Raw genomic sequence first — 16,662 nt, forward strand, 5'->3', positions numbered from 1 at the left:
AGTAATCCATGAAGCCAAGCACTGTGCCCATACGCCGCGGCGTTTTCGCCGTTGTGGCCGCAGCCGCGATCCCGTGTGCCGGGAGCGCGCTTTTCGCCACCCCAGCGGCAACGGGCGCCCCGGACCCGTGCAAGGCCAGCGAAGTCGCCAGGACCGTCGGTTCGGTCGCCAAGAAGACCGGTGACTACCTGGACGAGCATCCCGACGCCAACCAGGTGATGACGTCGGCCCTGCAGCAGCAGGCCGGTCCGCAGTCGCTCGGGACGGTGAAGAGCTATTTCGAGGCCAATCCCAAGGTCGCCAGCGACCTGCAGGGGATCGCGCAGCCCCTGACCGTGCTGTCGGTGCAATGCAAGCTGCCGATCACCCTGCCGCAGGCGCTGAGCCTGGCCCAGGCCGCTCAGGGCGCGGGCGGCCTGCCCAACGTGCCGCAGGGCACGCCGGGCACGTCACCGCTGGGTGGGACTGCGGCGGGTGGCACGCCGGCAACCGCGCCGGCGGCTGGGCAGCCGGTGGGACCGCTGCCGGGACCGGCACGGTCGAATCCCCGCTGACCGCGCTCGGGCGACGGCTTCGCGCGACGGTTAAGGTTCCGGCTCCAGGTCGAGCGGTGGTAACGGCCCCTGCAGGGCACTCTCGGCGGGATCCTCAGCGCCCCGTTGCGTGGGCAGTCGTAGTTCCGGATCGGTGGGCGTGTCGTCGGAATCCGCGTCGACGACCTTCTCGGTGCGGAACATGAAGAAGAACACCACCCAGCCGATCGCGGCGATGAACAGCCAGCTGATCAGCCGGTAGATCAGCATCGCCGAGATGGCATTGGGCAGGGACATGCCCGCTGACACCAGGCCGGGCACCAGCACCGCCTCGACCACCAGCAGGCCACCCGGCATCAGCGGAATGGTGCCGACCGCGCGGGCCGCCGCATAGGACACCGTCAGCCCGGCCACCGAGGCGTGACCCCCGGCGGCGTAGGCGGCGAAACCCAGACAGGCCACGTCGGCGACCCAGTTGAACAGCGACCAGCCGAACGCAACGCTCAGGTCGCGTCGGCTCAGGCTCACCGACTCGAGCTGCATCAGCAATTCGCGCCACTTCGCCAGCCCGGTGTCGGCGGGCTTGCCGCGAATCGAGTTCAACCGCACCAAGATTCGGACGCCGATCCCCTCGATCAGCTCTGGCCGCGAAGCGACCGCCTGCGCCAGCAGTAGGAACGTGACGAACCCACCCAGGGTGAACAGCAGCGAGAACGGGTTGTTCTTGGCACCCAGGAAAAGGGCGCCGCCCAGACCGAGCAGCGCCAACCCCACCGCCTGCAGCACACCCGACATCACCAGCTGCCACGACGCGACCACCGTCGACGCGCCCCAGATGCGTTGCTGACGGAGCAGGAACGTCGCCGAGATCACCGGCCCGCCGGGCAGCGTGGTGCTCAGCGAGTTGGCGGCGTAGAAGGCCGCTTCGGACCGCAGTTGCTTGACCTGCACGCCGGCCGACGCCAGCAACGTGCGCTGGATCTGGGCGAAACTGTGCATCGAGGCCGCGGCGGCCACCATGGAGGCGAGCAGCCACCACCAGTCGGCCTCGAACATGCTGCGCCACGCCTTGGCCAGTTGGTCCCAGCCCAGGGCCACCTCGAGGGCCAGGACGATCGACACGATGCCGAGCACCACCCACCGCAACCACCAGTACTTGCCGCGCGGGGCGTCGCCGCCGCGAGCGGCCGGGAGCGGACCCAGACGCTGGCGGTGTTTTCGGACGGGTGCGTCATGCGACACCGATTTAGGGTAACCGCGCAGGTTGCAAGGCCATACCTGCACGTCGCGGACCGTGTCGGGGTCGTTCTAGGGCCGTGATCGGATCGTGCCGGGCGTGTGCTGGGCGTGGCCGGGACGGCCCCCGTTGGCTAACGTCCGCGCATCGCGTCCGTCAACGTCGGATACAGGTCGATGACCTGGTCGACGCCGACGATGTTCAGGGGCCGAGCCGTGGCCGGGCCGTCGGCCGCCACGCGCAACGCTGTCGGGATCTTCGCGGTCAGCCGATTGGCCTCGACGAGCAGGGTGATCCCGGCCGAAGACAAGAAGTCCACGTCGGTGAGGTCCACGACCAGGACGGCTGGCAAGTTCGTCAGAGCCAAGTCGAAATGGGTCGCCAGCGACGGGGCGGTCATCTGGTCCAGGGCGCCCCTGACCTGCAGCACCACCGTCTCGCCGACGTTGCGCCGGATCACACCGAACTCTTCGCTTCGTGTCACTGTCGCGCCCATACGCCAGGGAGTACCCGCGATCACCCACATCATCCCTCGCATTTGAGATGCGTCACGTCCGGATACGCTTGCCCAGTGTCGGCAAGGCTGGACGACGAATCGGTATCCCCTCTAGTCCGGAAGACCGCCGCGTGGTCTTGGCGGCTGCTGGTCATTCTGGCCGCCGCGTGGGCGCTGCTGTGGGTGATCGACAAGCTGGAAGTGATCGTGGTGCCAGTGCTGCTGGCGCTGATGGTCAGCGCACTGCTGGTGCCCGCGGTCGACTGGCTCGACAAGCAGGGGTTACCGCGCGGTGCCGCGGTAACGGTGGTAATCCTGGGCGGGTTTGCGATCTTGGGCGGCATCCTGACGTTCGTCGTCACCCAATTCATCGTTGGCCTGCCCGATCTGGTGAAACAGGTCGAGCGCAGCATCGACACCAGCCGCAAGTGGTTGATGGAAGGCCCCGCACACGTACGGGGTGAACAGATCGAAAATGCGGGCAACGCCGCCATCGAGGCGCTGCGCGACAACCAGGCGAAGCTGACCAGCGGCGCGCTGTCCACCGCGGCCACCATCACCGAACTGCTGACGGCCGCGGTGTTGGTGCTGTTCACACTGATTTTCTTCCTGTACGGCGGCCGCAACATCTGGCAGTACGTGCAGAAGTTGATCCCCGCCCATGTCCGCGACCGCGTCCATGAAGCCGGGATCGCGGGATACGGGGCGCTGACCGGATACGTGCGGGCGACGTTCCTGGTCGCGCTCACCGACGCGGTCGGGGTGGGCGCCGGTCTGGCGATCATGGGTGTGCCGCTGGCGTTGCCGCTGGCCTCCATCGTCTTCCTCGGCGCCTTCGTCCCGCTGATCGGCGCCCTGATATCGGGCCTGCTGGCCGTGGTGGTGGCCCTGCTGGCCAAGGGCCTGCTCTATGCGTTGCTGACCCTTGCCTTGCTGATCATCGTCAACCAGCTCGAGGCCCACATCCTGCAGCCAGTGGTAATGGGCCGCGCCGTGTCGATCCACCCCCTGGCGGTGGTCCTGGCCATCGCCGCGGGCGGCGTGCTCGCCGGCATCGTGGGTGCCCTACTGGCTGTCCCCACGGTCGCGTTCCTGAACAACGCCATGCAGGTCTTGCTGGCCCAGGATCCCGAAGAGGAAGCCGCCGAGCAGGTGGACAGCCCTGCCGAAAGCGACAAAGCGATAGTCACCGCGAAACCCGACGACCTCGACGGCGGCTCGGCCGATACCCCAGCCGGGGACGGCTAGTCAGACGGCCAGTTCAAACCGCTAGAGCCGGCCCTCGCGGCGCAACAGGTCCTGGGCGGACAAGCCGCCGCCCGCACGGCGGCGCTGACGCGTGTTGTCGGTGCCGTTCTCGCCGCCCGCCTGAGCGTTGAACTTCTCGGTGGCCGCCTCGGTCTCGTCGCCGTCGGCCTGTTGAGCCTGCGTCGCAGCGGTCCGGTCGGCCGCCTCGTCCCGGCCCGGACCGCTGGCTGGGCTCGCCATCTTGCCGGTCTCGCTCGCCGACGGTGATGACGGCGGCGCGGGCCTCGGTGGCGCAGGTGGTGGCGGCGGCGGAGGTGATGGCGCTGCGTTGAGCGGGCCGCGCGCGGGCTGCGTGCCGCCGGGTGCGGACAGGCGTGCCGTCGGTGGCTCCGCGGGTTGTGGGGCGGAGGGAGCCGGCATCTTGTTGGTGGCCGCGGTAGACGGGCCGCTCTGGGTGGTCCTGCCTTCCGGAAGCGCGGTCGGTTGCGACCGTCGCGGGGCCTCGAGGGCACCGGGGTGAGTCGGGTCGTGCGGCGCCCGGGGGCGGGCACCCGCGGCAACCAGCCCCGCGGTAACCGGCGGACGCGGACCGCGCCCGTTGACCCCGGCCGGACGCTTACGCTCGTCGGGCAACTTGATCTCGCCCAGGCCGATGCGTGTCTGCAGGCGGCGCATCCAGCGTGGCGCCCACCAACAGTCGTCACCGAGCAGCTTCATCACCGACGGCACCAGGAACATCCGCACCACGGTCGCGTCCAGCAGCAGCGCGGCCATCAACCCGAAGGCCAGGTATTTCATCATCACCAGGTCGGAGAACACGAACGACCCGGCGACCACGGCAAGGACCAGCGCGGCTGCAGTGATCAGGCGACCAGTTGTCGCCGTACCTATTCGGATGGCTTCCTGGGTCGACATGCCGTTTTCGCGCGCTTCGACCATGCGGGAGACCAGGAATACCTCGTAGTCAGTGGCCAAGCCGTAACCGACCGCCACCACCAGCGCGATGACGGGCGCGGTCAGCGGCGTTGCCGTGAAATTCAGCAAGCCGGAGCCGTGTCCGTCGACGAAGATCCAGGTCAAAATCCCCATGGTGGAGCCCAGTGTCAGCGCGCTCATCACCGCGGCCTTGATCGGCAGCACCACCGAACCGAACGCCAGGAACATCAACAACGTGGTGGTGGTGAGCAGGATGACCAGCATCGCCGGCATGTTGTCGAACAGGCTGTGGATCGAGTCCTGTTCCAGCGCGGGCGTGCCGCCGACGTAGACGTCGACCCCGTTGGGTGGCGTTATCGCGCGCAGTTCTTGGAGCTTGGTCGCCGAGTCACCCGGGTTGACCAACCCGTTCTGCAAGACGCGCACCGATGGATCCTTCGAGCCACCCGGTGCTTGGGAACGCTCCTGCCACATGTCGTCGCGGTTGTTCTCCGGCGCGATGAAGCCGCTGATCGTCATCGCCTTGCTCTTGACATCGGCGATCTGCTGGTCGGTGACGGGCTTGCCGTCGGTCGACTGGATGACCAGGGTCAGCGGGTTGGTGCGGTACTTCGGGAACAGACTGTCGAAGTGCTCCTGTGACTGCCGGACCGAGTTGTTCGGCGGCAGGTACTTCTCGCTCATCCCACCCAGCGACAGATTGAACAGCGGGAGTACCAGCGCGAACATGCCGATGACGATCGGGATGGCGAAGACCAGCGGCCGCCGCATCACCCAGTTGACCAGTTTGCCCCAGAAGCCGGCCTCGACCTCTTCGCGGGTCTTGGTCTTCTGCAGCCGGTCGGCGAGCCAGTTCAGATAGGCGCGCGACACCTTCCAGTTCCGCAGGAACGGCACCCGGAACGCCGTCCGGACACCGAGCGCGTCGACGTGTTTGCCCAGAACGGCCAGAACGGCGGGCAGCAGGGTGATCGAGAGGATGGCGGCCAGGCCGACCGCGGCGAGCAGCGCGTAGGTCAGCGACTTCACGAAGCCCTGCGGCAACATGAGCAGGCTCGCGCCCGACGCCATGATCAGCACCGCCGAGAACGCGACCGTTCGTCCGGCCGTCATCACGGTTCGTCGCACGGCCGTTTCGGTGTCGTAGCCCTCGGCGATCTCTTCCCGGAATCTGCTCACCACAAAAAGGCCGTAGTCCACCGCAATACCGAGACCGATCAGCGAAACCACGGGCTGGGCAAAGAAATGCACCGGACCGAACACCGCGATTAAGCGCAGGATGCCGAGGGCTCCGGCGATGCTCAGACCGCCCACCATGACGGGCAGGCACGCGGCGACCGCACCGCCGAAGACAAGGAACAGCACGACGGCTACCAGCGGCAGCGCGAGCACTTCCATCCGTCGCTGGTCAGTGGCGATGGTCCCGGTCAGAGCGTTGGCCACCGGTTCCAGCCCGGCGAGCTGGACCGTGCCACCGTCGAGCTTCTGTAGATCCGGTTCGATGTTTTTGTAGTTGGTCAGGATGGTGTCGTCATCGTCGCCATTGAGCGGCATCGAAATAAAGGTGTAGCGCTTGTCATCGGTGACCATGCCGGTGATGCGCGGATCTTTGCTGTCCGGGGCGCGCAGATAGCCGACCCAGCCGAAAACCTCTTTGGGGTGGTCGTCGACGAATTTGTTGAGCTCGTCGTTGATCTTCTTGGACCACGCCGGATCGGTGACGGTCTTGCCTTCCGGTGCCTGGAAGATGGCGACGATGTGACCGGTTCGGTCACGACCGTAGACGTTGTCGCCCAGGATCGACGCCTTTACCGATTGGCTGCCCTCGTCGTAGAAACCACTCTGCGTGACGTGCTTGCCGAGACTGAGCCCGAACACGCCGCCGAAGAGGCACAGTGCCACCGTGATCCCGATTACGATGAACCGGTACCGGTACACAGTTCGACCCCACCAGGCGAACACGTAAGCTCCTTACTGGATCTGTAGCGACCCGCGCATTGCTCTTTAGTTCTGGTTAGTCGCGTCGAGTCAGACGCGGTTGTTTGTCACCCACGCGAGGTCAGCAGCGAGGACAGCGGCCGGAACGGCTGCAGCCATGCGCCCTGCTCGGGTAGCGAATCTAGGCCGATTCGCGGGAGCGGTTCCCGGAAAACACCCGCGATGTCCTCAAGGTCTACGAACTCCAAGCTATCCGACGCTAGCGCCCAACTAGCGTGTTCACGAAATCCGAGCACTTGAACAGGGGTTCCGCCGCGCGCGACCTCTTCCAGCGGCTGACGGAACGCCTGCCCGTCAGCCGACGCCACCATGAGCGCCGCGAGCCCCTCCCGGTAGCGCCGCTCGATGTGCTGAAGCATGTCCCGGTCAACGTCGCTGTCCTCGTCGATCTTCGGCTTGGCGAAGACGGCGAACCCGACATTGCGCAACGCGTCCACCCACGGCCGGACCACGTCGGCGCTGCCGGGCGCGATGTTGGTGAACACGGTGGCCTCGGGTTCGACGGTGACATCGGGGCGACTCAACGCGAACTCGGCGGTGCGAGCCAACAGCCAACGACCCAACGCGTCGAAGCGGGGACGCTCCAGGGCCGTCGGCCGGCGTCCGAGGATCGAGCCCAAACCCATGTCGAGATTGGGGGCATCCCACACCAGCAGGACACGCCCGACCGGCTTGGGGATGCCGGTGAGACCCTCGGGGGCTAGACCCTCGGGGGTCAGCGCCGGCTGAACCAGCGGCTCGGGCGGGTGCACGGTCACTTCTTCGGTGAGGCTCATGGGGCGTTCTGGTCTCCGGATTGTGTCACTTGCCCCCGCCTCTTCCATACATAGTCGGCGACGGCGCTGCCCGCCTCGTGGGCTTTCGACTCGTACTTGGTGGTGGGGCGGACAACAGAGATCGGCAGCGCTTCGGAATCGGGGTCGACGCGAACGAGTCCGGGTTCGGCGTCACCGACTGCGGCGATGTGTTCGGCGTAGCCGGGGTGGTCGGTCGCAGCATGCAGGACACCACCAGGGTGTAGCCGGTCCGTGATCAAGGCAATCGTCGCCGGCTGCAGCAATCGGCGCTTGTGGTGGCGCGCCTTGGGCCAGGGGTCTGGGAAGAACACCCGGACACCGGTGAGTGACTCCGGGGCGATGAGGTGTTGCAGCACGTCGAGGGCGTTGCCGCGGATCAGCCGGATGTTCTCCACCCCGGCACTGTCGATCGCGCACAGCAGCTGAGCCAGCCCGCGCCGATAGATCTCGACCGCGATGACGTCGATGTGGGGCTCGGCCTGGGCCATCGCCAGCGTCGAGGTACCGGAGCCGCATCCGATCTCAAGGACCACCGGAGCGTCGCGGCCGAACCAGGCTTGCGTGTCTAGCGGCTCCGGCGGCCGTAGCTCCGGCGATTGGTGGTGCGACGGGGCCTGCATCCCGAGCCGTGGCCACAGCCGATCCCACGTTTCGCGCTGAGCATTCGACAGCGCCGATCGACGGGCGCGGAAGCTGGTGGGCGGGAGGTAGCCCCAGGCGCTGGGCTCGGGGCTAGGGTGCTCGGAATTCATAGGCTCGGAGTTCATGGGAACGGGACACACCCCCACTCCGGGCCGCGCATGCATTTGTCCATGGTGGCGCATGATCCTGTGGTGTAGCCGCCCGTGGTCCAGATTGATATCCAACAGTTGCTTTCGGCTGGTAGCGGGACGTCATCTGACTCGCTGATCGACGACGCGAATGCCACCATCAGGGAAGCATCCGGGCAGCGCAGGCCGGGGACAAGGGGGCATCCGATTTTTGTCGACGAACTGGCCCGATTCGCGGCCGGAGTCGCTGATCCACGGGTGGGCGCCATCGCGGAGCGGGCCGCGCAACCGATCCGCGTGGCCGTCCGTGGGCGGCGAGGCGTCGGCTGTCGCACGGTCGCGCGCGCTTTGCAGGCGTGGTCGGACGGCGTCACTGTCTCGTGCGAAGGGGTCGAGCTTGCTCATCCGGCCGAGATCGAGGTGTATGTCGTCGCCGAAGTATTGAAGCCCGAGGACCTCGACGCGCTGCAGGCCCGTCCGCCTGCGCTGGTGTTGTTGAACAAGGCGGATCTGACCGGATTCGGTGGCTCGCCCGGTCGGCCGTCGGGCGCGGCGCGGGCTCGGTGTGCGCAGCTGGCCGAACGGGCGCGGTTGCCGGTAGAGCCGCTGATGGGGTTGCTCGCCGTCGCCGCGTTCGACGACCTGGACGACGTGTGCTGGGCGGCGCTGCGGGCGCTGGCCGCGCACCCCGACGGCGGGGCCTGCCTTGACCGATCCTTCGCCGGGTTCTTAACGGCGGATCTTCCCGTCACCATCGAGGTGCGCCAGCGGTTACTGGACTCGTTGGACGTGTTTGGCACCGCGCTCGTCGTGGCGGCGTTGCGGTGCGGTTTCGGCGAGGCCAAGGTGCGTGCCCTGTTGCGTCTGCTCAGCGGTGTCGACCCCGTCACCGCCAGAGTGAGAGCCCTCGGGGCCGAGGTGCGCTATCGCCGGGTGCTCGAGGCTGTCGGGGAGCTCGAAGCGCTGGCCGCCAGCCAGCCGGAGATCAGCGATTTCCTGCGCGCGGACGACACCGTGCTGGCCCGAATGGCTGCCGCGGCGGACGTGGTCGGCGCTGCTGGGTTGGAGCTCGGGCCGGACGAACCGCTGGCGCGGGCGATGCGGTGGCAGCGCTACAGCAGGGAGTCGGTGAACGAGCTGCACCGCGCGTGCGGTACCGATATCTCCAGGGGATCGCTACGTCTTTGGTCCCGGACAGGAGGGATGGTGGCGGGGAAAGCATGGTGATCGGCGCCTCCCGCGATGACCCAACCGCACGGGTCGACGCGATGGTGACGGCGATCGATCCACGGCTGGGTGCGCCCACCATCAACCGTCGGGGGGTGGTCCTGGTGACCGGCCCCTGGCTGGCGGGGGTGACCGGCGTGGTCGTCGCATTGCGTGAGCGGCTGCCGCAACGCGTCGTCGAGTCGTCGGACTTGGCACCCGGCGATGCGCCGACGGCGGTGGTTTTCGTCGTTTCCGCGGCAGCGCCGATCACCGAATCCGACTGCAGGTTGCTTGACGCCGCCACCGAAGACACCGACGCGGTGGTCTGCGTGGTGTCGAAGATCGACGTCCACCGAAACTGGCGTGAGGTGTTGGCAGTCAACCGCGACCGGTTGGCCGCGCACGCACCGCGCTACCGGCTGGTGCCTTGGGTGGGGGCGGCCGCCGCGCCCGAGTTGGGTGAGCCGCAAGTGGACGAGTTGGTTTCCACCGTCCGGGAGCAGCTCGCCGATTCGGATCTAGCCCGGCGAAACAGATTGCGGGCGTGGGAATCTCGGCTGCACGCGGTCGCGCAGCGATTCGACCGCGACGTGGAGGGTGCGGGTCGGCAGGCGAGGGTGGACGCGCTGCGCGAGGAACGCAGCACGGCGCTGCGGCGGCGCCGAGAGGCGCGGTCGGATACCACGATTGCGCTGCGGGGCCAGATCCAGCAAGCGCGCGTGCAACTGACCCACTTCGCCCGCAACCGGTGCGCCTCGCTGCGCAGCGAACTGCAGCAGGACATCGCGAGCCTGTCTCGGAAGCAGGTAGCCGGATTCGAGGCGTACACCCGCGACCGGGCCGAACAGGTGGTCGCCGAGGTCGCCGAGGGTGTCGACACCCAACTGGCCGAGGTTGCCGAGACCTTGGGCGTGCCGCCACAGGCACCCCCCGCCGATCCGACCCCGACGGTCGAGTTCGCCGCCCCGCCGCTGAAATCGCGGCGGCTGGAGAATCGGCTGATGGTGTTGCTGGGTGCCGGTTTCGGTCTGGGTGTGGCGCTGACGCTGAGTCGGGTCGTCGCCGGTCTGGCCCCCCGCTTTGCGCCCGCCGCGGTGGGGGCGGGGATCGCGGGCTGCGTGCTGCTCGGCCTGGCACTGACCCTCCTGGTGGTGCGCACCCGGGCTTTGCTGGCCGACCGTGCCGTCTTGGAGCGCTGGATCGAGGAGGTGATCGCCTCGCTGCGGTCAACGACCGAAGAGCTGGTTGCAATTCGGGTGGTGTTGGCGGACTCGATGATCAACACCGAAATCAGTGCCAGCGACGAAGTCGAGAACGCGCGAGTCGCCGACCGGGTGAGCGCGATCGACACCGAACTTCGGGAACACGCGATAGCCGCCGCCCGGGCCGCCGCGATGCGCGACCGAGAGATGCCGACGATCCAGGCGGCGCTGGATGTGATACGTGCAGAGCTGGGCGAACCGGGTATACCCAGCATCGACGGCCGAGGGGTGGCCGGACCGGACTCAAGGGGCACCGATGGCGAGAAATCAGCCGGCGGGGGGGCTTCTGAATCGGTCTTGTGAGCAGTCTTATACCCCTCCGCGCCTTACCCGACAAGTGATGCGCGATAACCTGTATAAAAGCGCTAACTGTTGCTGGCGGCTGTGTACGAAAACTGACAAACCGACAACTGGCCATTACATCGCTACAGATTTCAGGAGAGTTCGATGACCTCAGCGACCATCCCCGGGTTGGACACCGCGCCGACAAAACACCAGGGACTGTTGTCCTGGGTGCGGGAGGTCGCCGAGCTCACGCAGCCCGACCGGGTGGTGTTCACTGACGGCTCCGACGAAGAGTTCAAGCGCCTGTCCGACCAGTTGGTCGAGGCCGGCACGTTCAAGCGGTTGAACCCGGAGAAGCACAAGAACTCCTTCCTCGCGCTGTCCGACCCGTCCGACGTGGCCCGGGTGGAGTCGCGGACCTTCATCTGCTCCGAGCGCGAGATCGACGCCGGCCCGACCAACAACTGGAAAGACCCCGCCGAGATGCGGGCGATCATGACCGACCTGTACCGGGGCTGCATGCGCGGTCGCACCATGTACGTGGTGCCGTTCTGCATGGGTCCGCTCGGTGCCGAGGACCCCAAGCTGGGCGTGGAGATCACCGACTCCGAGTACGTCGTCGTGTCGATGCGCACCATGACCCGGATGGGCAAGGCCGCGTTGGACAAGCTCGGTGACGACGGCTTCTTCGTCAAGGCACTGCACTCGGTCGGCGCGCCGCTCGAAGAGGGACAGAAAGACGTCCCGTGGCCGTGCAGCGACACCAAGTACATCACCCACTTCCCGGAGACCCGCGAGATCTGGAGCTACGGGTCGGGCTACGGCGGTAACGCGCTGCTGGGCAAGAAGTGCTACTCACTGCGCATCGCGTCGGCAATGGCCCACGACGAGGGCTGGCTGGCCGAGCACATGCTGATCCTCAAGCTGATCTCGCCGGAGAACAAGGCGTACTACTTCGCCGCGGCGTTCCCGTCGGCCTGCGGCAAGACCAACCTCGCAATGCTGCAGCCGACCATCCCGGGCTGGCGCGCCGAAACGCTCGGTGACGACATCGCCTGGATGCGGTTCGGCAAGGACGGTCGCCTGTATGCCGTCAACCCGGAGTTCGGCTTCTTCGGGGTGGCGCCGGGCACCAACTGGAAGTCCAACCCGAACGCCATGCGCACCATCGCTGCCGGCAACACCGTGTTCACCAACGTGGCGCTGACCGACGACGGCGACGTGTGGTGGGAGGGCCTGGAAGGCGACCCGCAGCACCTGATCGACTGGAAGGGCAACGACTGGTACTTCCGCGAGACCGAGACCACCGCCGCTCACCCCAACTCCCGCTACTGCACCCCGATGTCGCAGTGCCCGATCCTGGCTCCCGAGTGGGATGACCCGCAGGGCGTGCCGATCTCGGGCATCCTGTTCGGCGGCCGCCGCAAGACCACCGTTCCGTTGGTCACCGAGGCGCGCGACTGGCAGCACGGCGTGTTCATCGGTGCCACCCTGGGCAGCGAGCAGACCGCCGCGGCCGAGGGCAAGGTGGGCAATGTGCGCCGCGACCCGATGGCCATGCTGCCCTTCCTGGGCTACAACGTGGGCGACTACTTCCAGCACTGGATCGACCTGGGCAAGAACGCCGACGAGTCCAAGCTGCCCAAGGTGTTCTTCGTCAACTGGTTCCGCCGCGGCGACGAGGGTCAGTTCCTGTGGCCCGGGTTCGGCGAGAACAGCCGCGTGCTGAAGTGGATCGTCGACCGCATCGAGCACCGGGCGGGCGGCCGGACCACCCCGATCGGCACCGTTCCCGCCGCCGAGGACCTGGACCTCGAGGGCTTGGATGTCGACCCCGCCGACGTGGCCGCCGCGCTGGAGGTCAAGGTCGACGAGTGGCGTCAGGAACTGCCGCTGATCGAGGAGTGGCTGGAGTTCGTCGGCGAGAAGCTGCCGACGGGCATCAAGGACGAGTTCGAGGCGCTGAAGCACCGCTTGGACGAGGCCGAATAGTACCGAGCAGACGCAAGGGCCCCCATTCCGATCCGGAAATGGGGGCCCTTGTGTCTGTTCAGCGGGTGCGGCTGCCCGGCTGCGGCTGATCAGCCCAGGAAGGGCTTCTCTGGCTGGGTGTGCACGACGATGACGGTGGGACCGTCGGCGTTGAGTGCGGTCTTGAACTCGGCCGCGAGTGCATCGGTGCTGTCAACGGTGACCGAGTGCAGCCCGAAACCCGTTCCCAGCGAGGCGATGTCGAGCCCGGGAAGGTCCAGGCCGGGGACGCCGGGCGTCTTCTCCAATTCCGCGAACGACTTCAGGATGGCGTACTCGCCGTTGCGGAGCACCACGAAGATGACCGGCAGCTTGTGCTGAGCAGCCGTATAGATGGCTTGCACCGAGTACTGGAAGGATCCATCGCCGATGGTGGCGACCACGTGGCGATCGACTCCGCGGGCTCGGTCGCCAAGTGCGATGCCGACCGCGGCCGGCACGCCCCACCCGATGCCGCCGCTGCCGGTGGCGAAGAAGCTGCGCGGGTGGGTGGTAGGCAACCATTTGAGCTGCTCGGCCAGCGTCGACGTGGACTCGTTGACCAACGCGGCATCGTCGGGCTTGACCTGGCTGATCACGTGATACACCTGATCGGCGGTCAAGGGTGCCGTCCCCGGCTCCACGGTCGTGTTGGCCGGCCGCGGGTGTGGTTGTGGCGCCACTCGATCGGCAGGCACCTCGATCATGTCGACAAGTTGCTCAAGCGCGGTGCGAACGGAGCCGATCAAGCTGTCGCCCACTGGGGCCACGGACGACAGGTGCGGATCGGAAGTGATGTGTAGCAGCTCGGTGCCCTCGGGCAGGTAATCACCGGGCACGTACGGGTAGTACCGGAACACCGCCGCGCCGATCACGATGACGAGGTCATGGCCGCGGACGGTCTCATTCACCCCGGCGATGGTCATCGGAAGCGGTCCCATCGACAGCGGGTGATCCTCGGGGAATGACACTCGGTCGGGCAGAGCGCTGCCGAACACCGGAGCCTTGAGCTTCTCGGCGAAGGCGATCCCGGCGTCCCAGGCGTCGTCACGGTCGACCTCCGGGCCAAGCACCAGCAGGGGGCGCTGGGCTCGACTGATTCGTTCGGCGAAAGCACGCAGCCGATCGGCGTCGGGCGCGACACGGCCACTGACCTCACGGACGACCGCGGGTCCCAGCGCCGGTTGGTCCCAGTCGTCGAGCGGGATCGACAGAAACACGGGTCCGCGAGGAGGCTGCATGGCCACCGCGTAGGCCTGCATGAACGCCGCCGGCACATCCTGCGCACGGGCCGGTTGGTAGGCCCACTTGACCCATGGTTGCGGCAGAACTGTTTCCTCCCGGTTCGCCAAATACGGGTCGGTCAAGAGCATTTCGCGGGTCTGCTGTCCGGCCGTGACGATCATCGGGGTGTTCGCTTTGTACGCAGCCACCAACGATCCCATCGCGTTTCCGGTGCCCGCCGCGGTGTGCAGATTGACCAGCGCCGGCTTGCCGGTCGCCTGGGCGAACCCGTCGGCGATGGCCAGCACCGACGCCTCCTGCAACGCGAGCACGTAGGTGAAATCGTCGGGGAAGTCCCGCAGGAAGGACTGCTCGGTGGATCCTGGATTGCCGAAGACGGTGGTCAATCCCAAGGTGCGCAGCAGCTCGTAAGTGACATCGTGAACTGTGTGAACCGTGTTGGTGTTGGACATCGGCTGGAACCTTTCTCGCTGGTGGGGAGCGGATGTGGCCGCTGCGTAAGACTTTGGTCGCCGGCGCGCGCTGAGGCATCGCTGCCAACGGCCAACCTGAATGGAAGAAAACAGGACGCCCAGCTACCGGCTAGCAGGAATCCGCTACCGAGTCCCAGGTGGTATGGCTACTGGCCCTGAGCCGTCGGTATGCGGGCCGCTACCGTGGTGCCCTGGCCTGGGGGACTGGAAATCTCGAATCGGCCGGACACCGCCTCGACCCTGTCCCGGAGTCCGACTAGTCCGCTACCGCCACCGGAGACGGCCCCGCCCACCCCGTCGTCGGTGACCTCGAGTGCCAGGTCAGCGCCGTGGCGGTGCACGCGCACCGTCACGCTTGCTGCGCGTGCGTGTTTGGCGGCGTTGGTCAGTGCCTCGGCGACCACGTAGTACGCGGCAGCCTCTACCGGTTCGGGCAGTCGAGCTTCGACGGAATGTTCGAGACGTACCGGCACCGGCGAGCGACGAGCCAGTGTCTTGAGAGCCGGACCTAACCCGCCTTTGGACAGGATTGCGGGGTGGATGCCCCGGGACAGCTCCTGCAGTTCGGTGTACAGATCCGACATTCCGTTGATGAGGTTGTCCAATTGCCTGGATACGGCGGGATCCTGGTCGGAGAGCGAGGCTTCCAGCGCTCGCAGCCCCAGCCCGAGCGAGACGACGCGCTGCTGCGCACCGTCGTGCAGGTCGCGCTCGATCGAGCGCCGAGCCTGGTCGGCCGCGGCGACGATGCGAGCCCGGGACGCCTGCACCTCGGCGCGCGCCTCCGCATTACCGATGGCGGTGGCCACCAGATCGGCGAAATCACAAATACGCGTTTCGGTTTCCTGCGGCAGGGGATCGGCGCTCACCGAAGCGACGATCATTGCTCCCCGCGTCGCGCCGGCGACGGTGACGGGACTACCGACGCCCGATCTAACTCCCAAGTTTCGTAGCCGATCCGCCAAGGGGCCCGGCACCGTTCGGTAGTCGTCGATTCGCGACGGTGCGCCCGTCCCGCGGACGCGCGCGGCCACGCTGTCGCCGTCAAGCGAAAGGTGTTCGCCCACTAAAAGTTTGGTGTCGTCGAAGTCATACGAGGCGAGCACCACAGCGGTGTCGTCGGCGGTGAATTCCACCAGCGTCACATGCTCGACAGTCAGGCCTCGGGCCAATTCGGTTACCGCGACGGGGTAGACCTCACCCGGCTCGGCGCCTCGAGCGACGAGCGTGGCCACGCGGCGCAGCGCCGCCTGCTGGCGGGCCAGGGCGGCGGCCTCGCGACGACGCTCTTCGGATTCCGCCGCTTGCAGGCGAGCCTGGCTGGCCAGCGCGCTGGCCAACAGTGCCAGGGGCAGGAAGAAAAGTATCGCGGCGAGCGCGTTGTCGCCGTCCTGGACGTGGAAGTAAACGTAGATCGCCGTGCTGATCAGGGCGGTCGCCAGGGCCAGCCCGAAGTTCCAACCGGCCGCTACCAGCAGCACACCGAGCAGGTATATCGCGCCGTAGGAGTTTTGCGGTGCCGCTCGCTTCATGAGCAACACCAGGGCGGTTTCGCCGGCAATCAGACCCAGCATGGCGACGATGCCCCAGCCGAGTGGTCGCGCGGTCGGGCGCAGCACGATCGCCAACAGCCGACCGCGCCACGAGCTGCGTCCCGCCTGCTCAGTGCGGTCCGACTCGAGTGATTCGCCCATTCAGCGCAGATTAGTGCCAGCGCAGCGAAGTTTCCCGCTAGCCGGAATGTCCGGAGCCGATCGAGGTGGCAACGTGGCAGGGGTGGTAACCATGACGACCGCGCTGCGTTGTCTGATCGTGGACGACAGCCCGACGTTTCGTGACGCCGCGCGCTCGATGCTGCAGTGCGCGGGCTTTGACGTGGTCGGAATGGCCTCGAGCAGTGCCGAAGCGCTGGAGTGTTTCCGACGATTGCGTCCGGACGTCACCTTGGTGGACGTCGACCTGGGGGCGGAGAGTGGGTTTGACCTGGCGCGTGCACTGCACGAGGCGAACAGTCTGGCGCCGTCGGTAATCCTTATTTCGACGCACTCCGAACAGGACTTGCAGGACTTGATCGCGGACAGTCCGGCTCTCGGTTTCGTCTCGAAGATTTCACTGTCTCCCCAGGCGATCCGGGCACTGCTGGTTCGCGACGACTAGCGGTCA

At 67.0% G+C, this 16,662-nt stretch carries 13 protein-coding genes; 6 read left to right on the forward strand and 7 right to left on the reverse strand.

Features of this window, described 5'->3' with window-relative positions:
- Nucleotides 1-8 precede the first annotated feature (8 nt).
- Nucleotides 9-554: a hemophore gene (locus G6N68_RS29920; protein WP_163719843.1), complete on the forward strand. Its 546-nt coding sequence runs from the start codon at nt 9-11 to the stop codon at nt 552-554.
- 30 nt (nt 555-584) lie between these two features.
- Here the strand turns inward: G6N68_RS29920 and G6N68_RS29925 are convergent, their stop codons facing one another.
- Entirely contained in the window at nt 585-1,775 is a 1,191-nt protein-coding gene (locus tag G6N68_RS29925) for a lysylphosphatidylglycerol synthase transmembrane domain-containing protein (RefSeq protein WP_163719845.1), read from the reverse strand.
- Nucleotides 1,776-1,903: 128 nt separating this feature from the next.
- A complete protein-coding gene (locus G6N68_RS29930; RefSeq protein ID WP_240355998.1) occupies nt 1,904-2,254 on the reverse strand; it encodes an STAS domain-containing protein in 351 nt (116 codons plus the stop codon).
- 87 nt (nt 2,255-2,341) lie between these two features.
- On the opposite strand from G6N68_RS29930, the gene G6N68_RS29935 reads away from it, so the two are divergent.
- A complete protein-coding gene (locus G6N68_RS29935) occupies nt 2,342-3,514 on the forward strand; it encodes an AI-2E family transporter (protein WP_163719849.1) in 1,173 nt (390 codons plus the stop codon).
- A gap of 21 nt (nt 3,515-3,535) precedes the next feature.
- On the opposite strand, the gene mmpL3 is transcribed toward G6N68_RS29935, so the two are convergent.
- The 3 genes from mmpL3 to trmB all read right to left on the reverse strand — a co-directional run bounded on the left by mmpL3 (nt 3,536) and on the right by trmB (nt 8,069).
- Entirely contained in the window at nt 3,536-6,412 is a 2,877-nt protein-coding gene (gene mmpL3, locus G6N68_RS29940; protein WP_163719853.1) for a trehalose monomycolate exporter MmpL3, read from the reverse strand.
- A gap of 83 nt (nt 6,413-6,495) precedes the next feature.
- Nucleotides 6,496-7,224, reverse strand: coding sequence for an NYN domain-containing protein (locus G6N68_RS29945; protein ID WP_163719855.1), 729 nt, complete (start codon nt 7,222-7,224; stop codon nt 6,496-6,498).
- Complete coding sequence (gene trmB / locus G6N68_RS29950) at nt 7,221-8,069, reverse strand: tRNA (guanosine(46)-N7)-methyltransferase TrmB (RefSeq protein ID WP_163719857.1); 849 nt, start codon at nt 8,067-8,069, stop codon at nt 7,221-7,223. Before trmB ends, G6N68_RS29945 begins: the two co-directional genes overlap by 4 nt.
- Nucleotides 8,070-8,174: 105 nt before the next feature.
- Here trmB and G6N68_RS29955 point away from each other — a divergent pair, with 105 nt between their 5' ends.
- The 3 genes from G6N68_RS29955 (at nt 8,175) to G6N68_RS29965 (ending at nt 12,763) form a co-directional block, all read left to right on the forward strand.
- Nucleotides 8,175-9,242, forward strand: coding sequence for a hypothetical protein (locus G6N68_RS29955; RefSeq protein ID WP_163720096.1), 1,068 nt, complete (start codon nt 8,175-8,177; stop codon nt 9,240-9,242).
- On the forward strand, nt 9,239-10,789 hold the full coding sequence (locus tag G6N68_RS29960) for a hypothetical protein (protein WP_240356041.1): 1,551 nt from the start codon (nt 9,239-9,241) through the stop codon (nt 10,787-10,789). Before G6N68_RS29955 ends, G6N68_RS29960 begins: the two co-directional genes overlap by 4 nt.
- Nucleotides 10,790-10,933: 144 nt before the next feature.
- On the forward strand, nt 10,934-12,763 hold the full coding sequence (locus tag G6N68_RS29965) for a phosphoenolpyruvate carboxykinase (GTP) (RefSeq protein WP_163719861.1): 1,830 nt from the start codon (nt 10,934-10,936) through the stop codon (nt 12,761-12,763).
- Between the two features lie 89 nt (nt 12,764-12,852).
- On the opposite strand, the gene mdlC is transcribed toward G6N68_RS29965, so the two are convergent.
- Both mdlC and G6N68_RS29975 read right to left on the reverse strand, forming a co-directional pair.
- A complete protein-coding gene (gene mdlC, locus G6N68_RS29970; protein ID WP_163719862.1) occupies nt 12,853-14,478 on the reverse strand; it encodes a benzoylformate decarboxylase in 1,626 nt (541 codons plus the stop codon).
- A 167-nt stretch (nt 14,479-14,645) separates the two neighbouring features.
- Nucleotides 14,646-16,193: a sensor histidine kinase gene (locus tag G6N68_RS29975; protein WP_163719864.1), complete on the reverse strand. Its 1,548-nt coding sequence runs from the start codon at nt 16,191-16,193 to the stop codon at nt 14,646-14,648.
- A 91-nt stretch (nt 16,194-16,284) separates the two neighbouring features.
- Between G6N68_RS29975 and G6N68_RS29980 the strand changes: the two genes are divergently transcribed.
- Entirely contained in the window at nt 16,285-16,656 is a 372-nt protein-coding gene (locus tag G6N68_RS29980) for a response regulator transcription factor (RefSeq protein ID WP_163720098.1), read from the forward strand.
- The last annotated feature ends 6 nt before the right edge of the window (nt 16,657-16,662 follow it).

It is taken from the genome of Mycobacterium bourgelatii (assembly GCF_010723575.1).
GTDB classification, from domain to species: Bacteria; Actinomycetota; Actinomycetes; order Mycobacteriales; family Mycobacteriaceae; genus Mycobacterium; species Mycobacterium bourgelatii.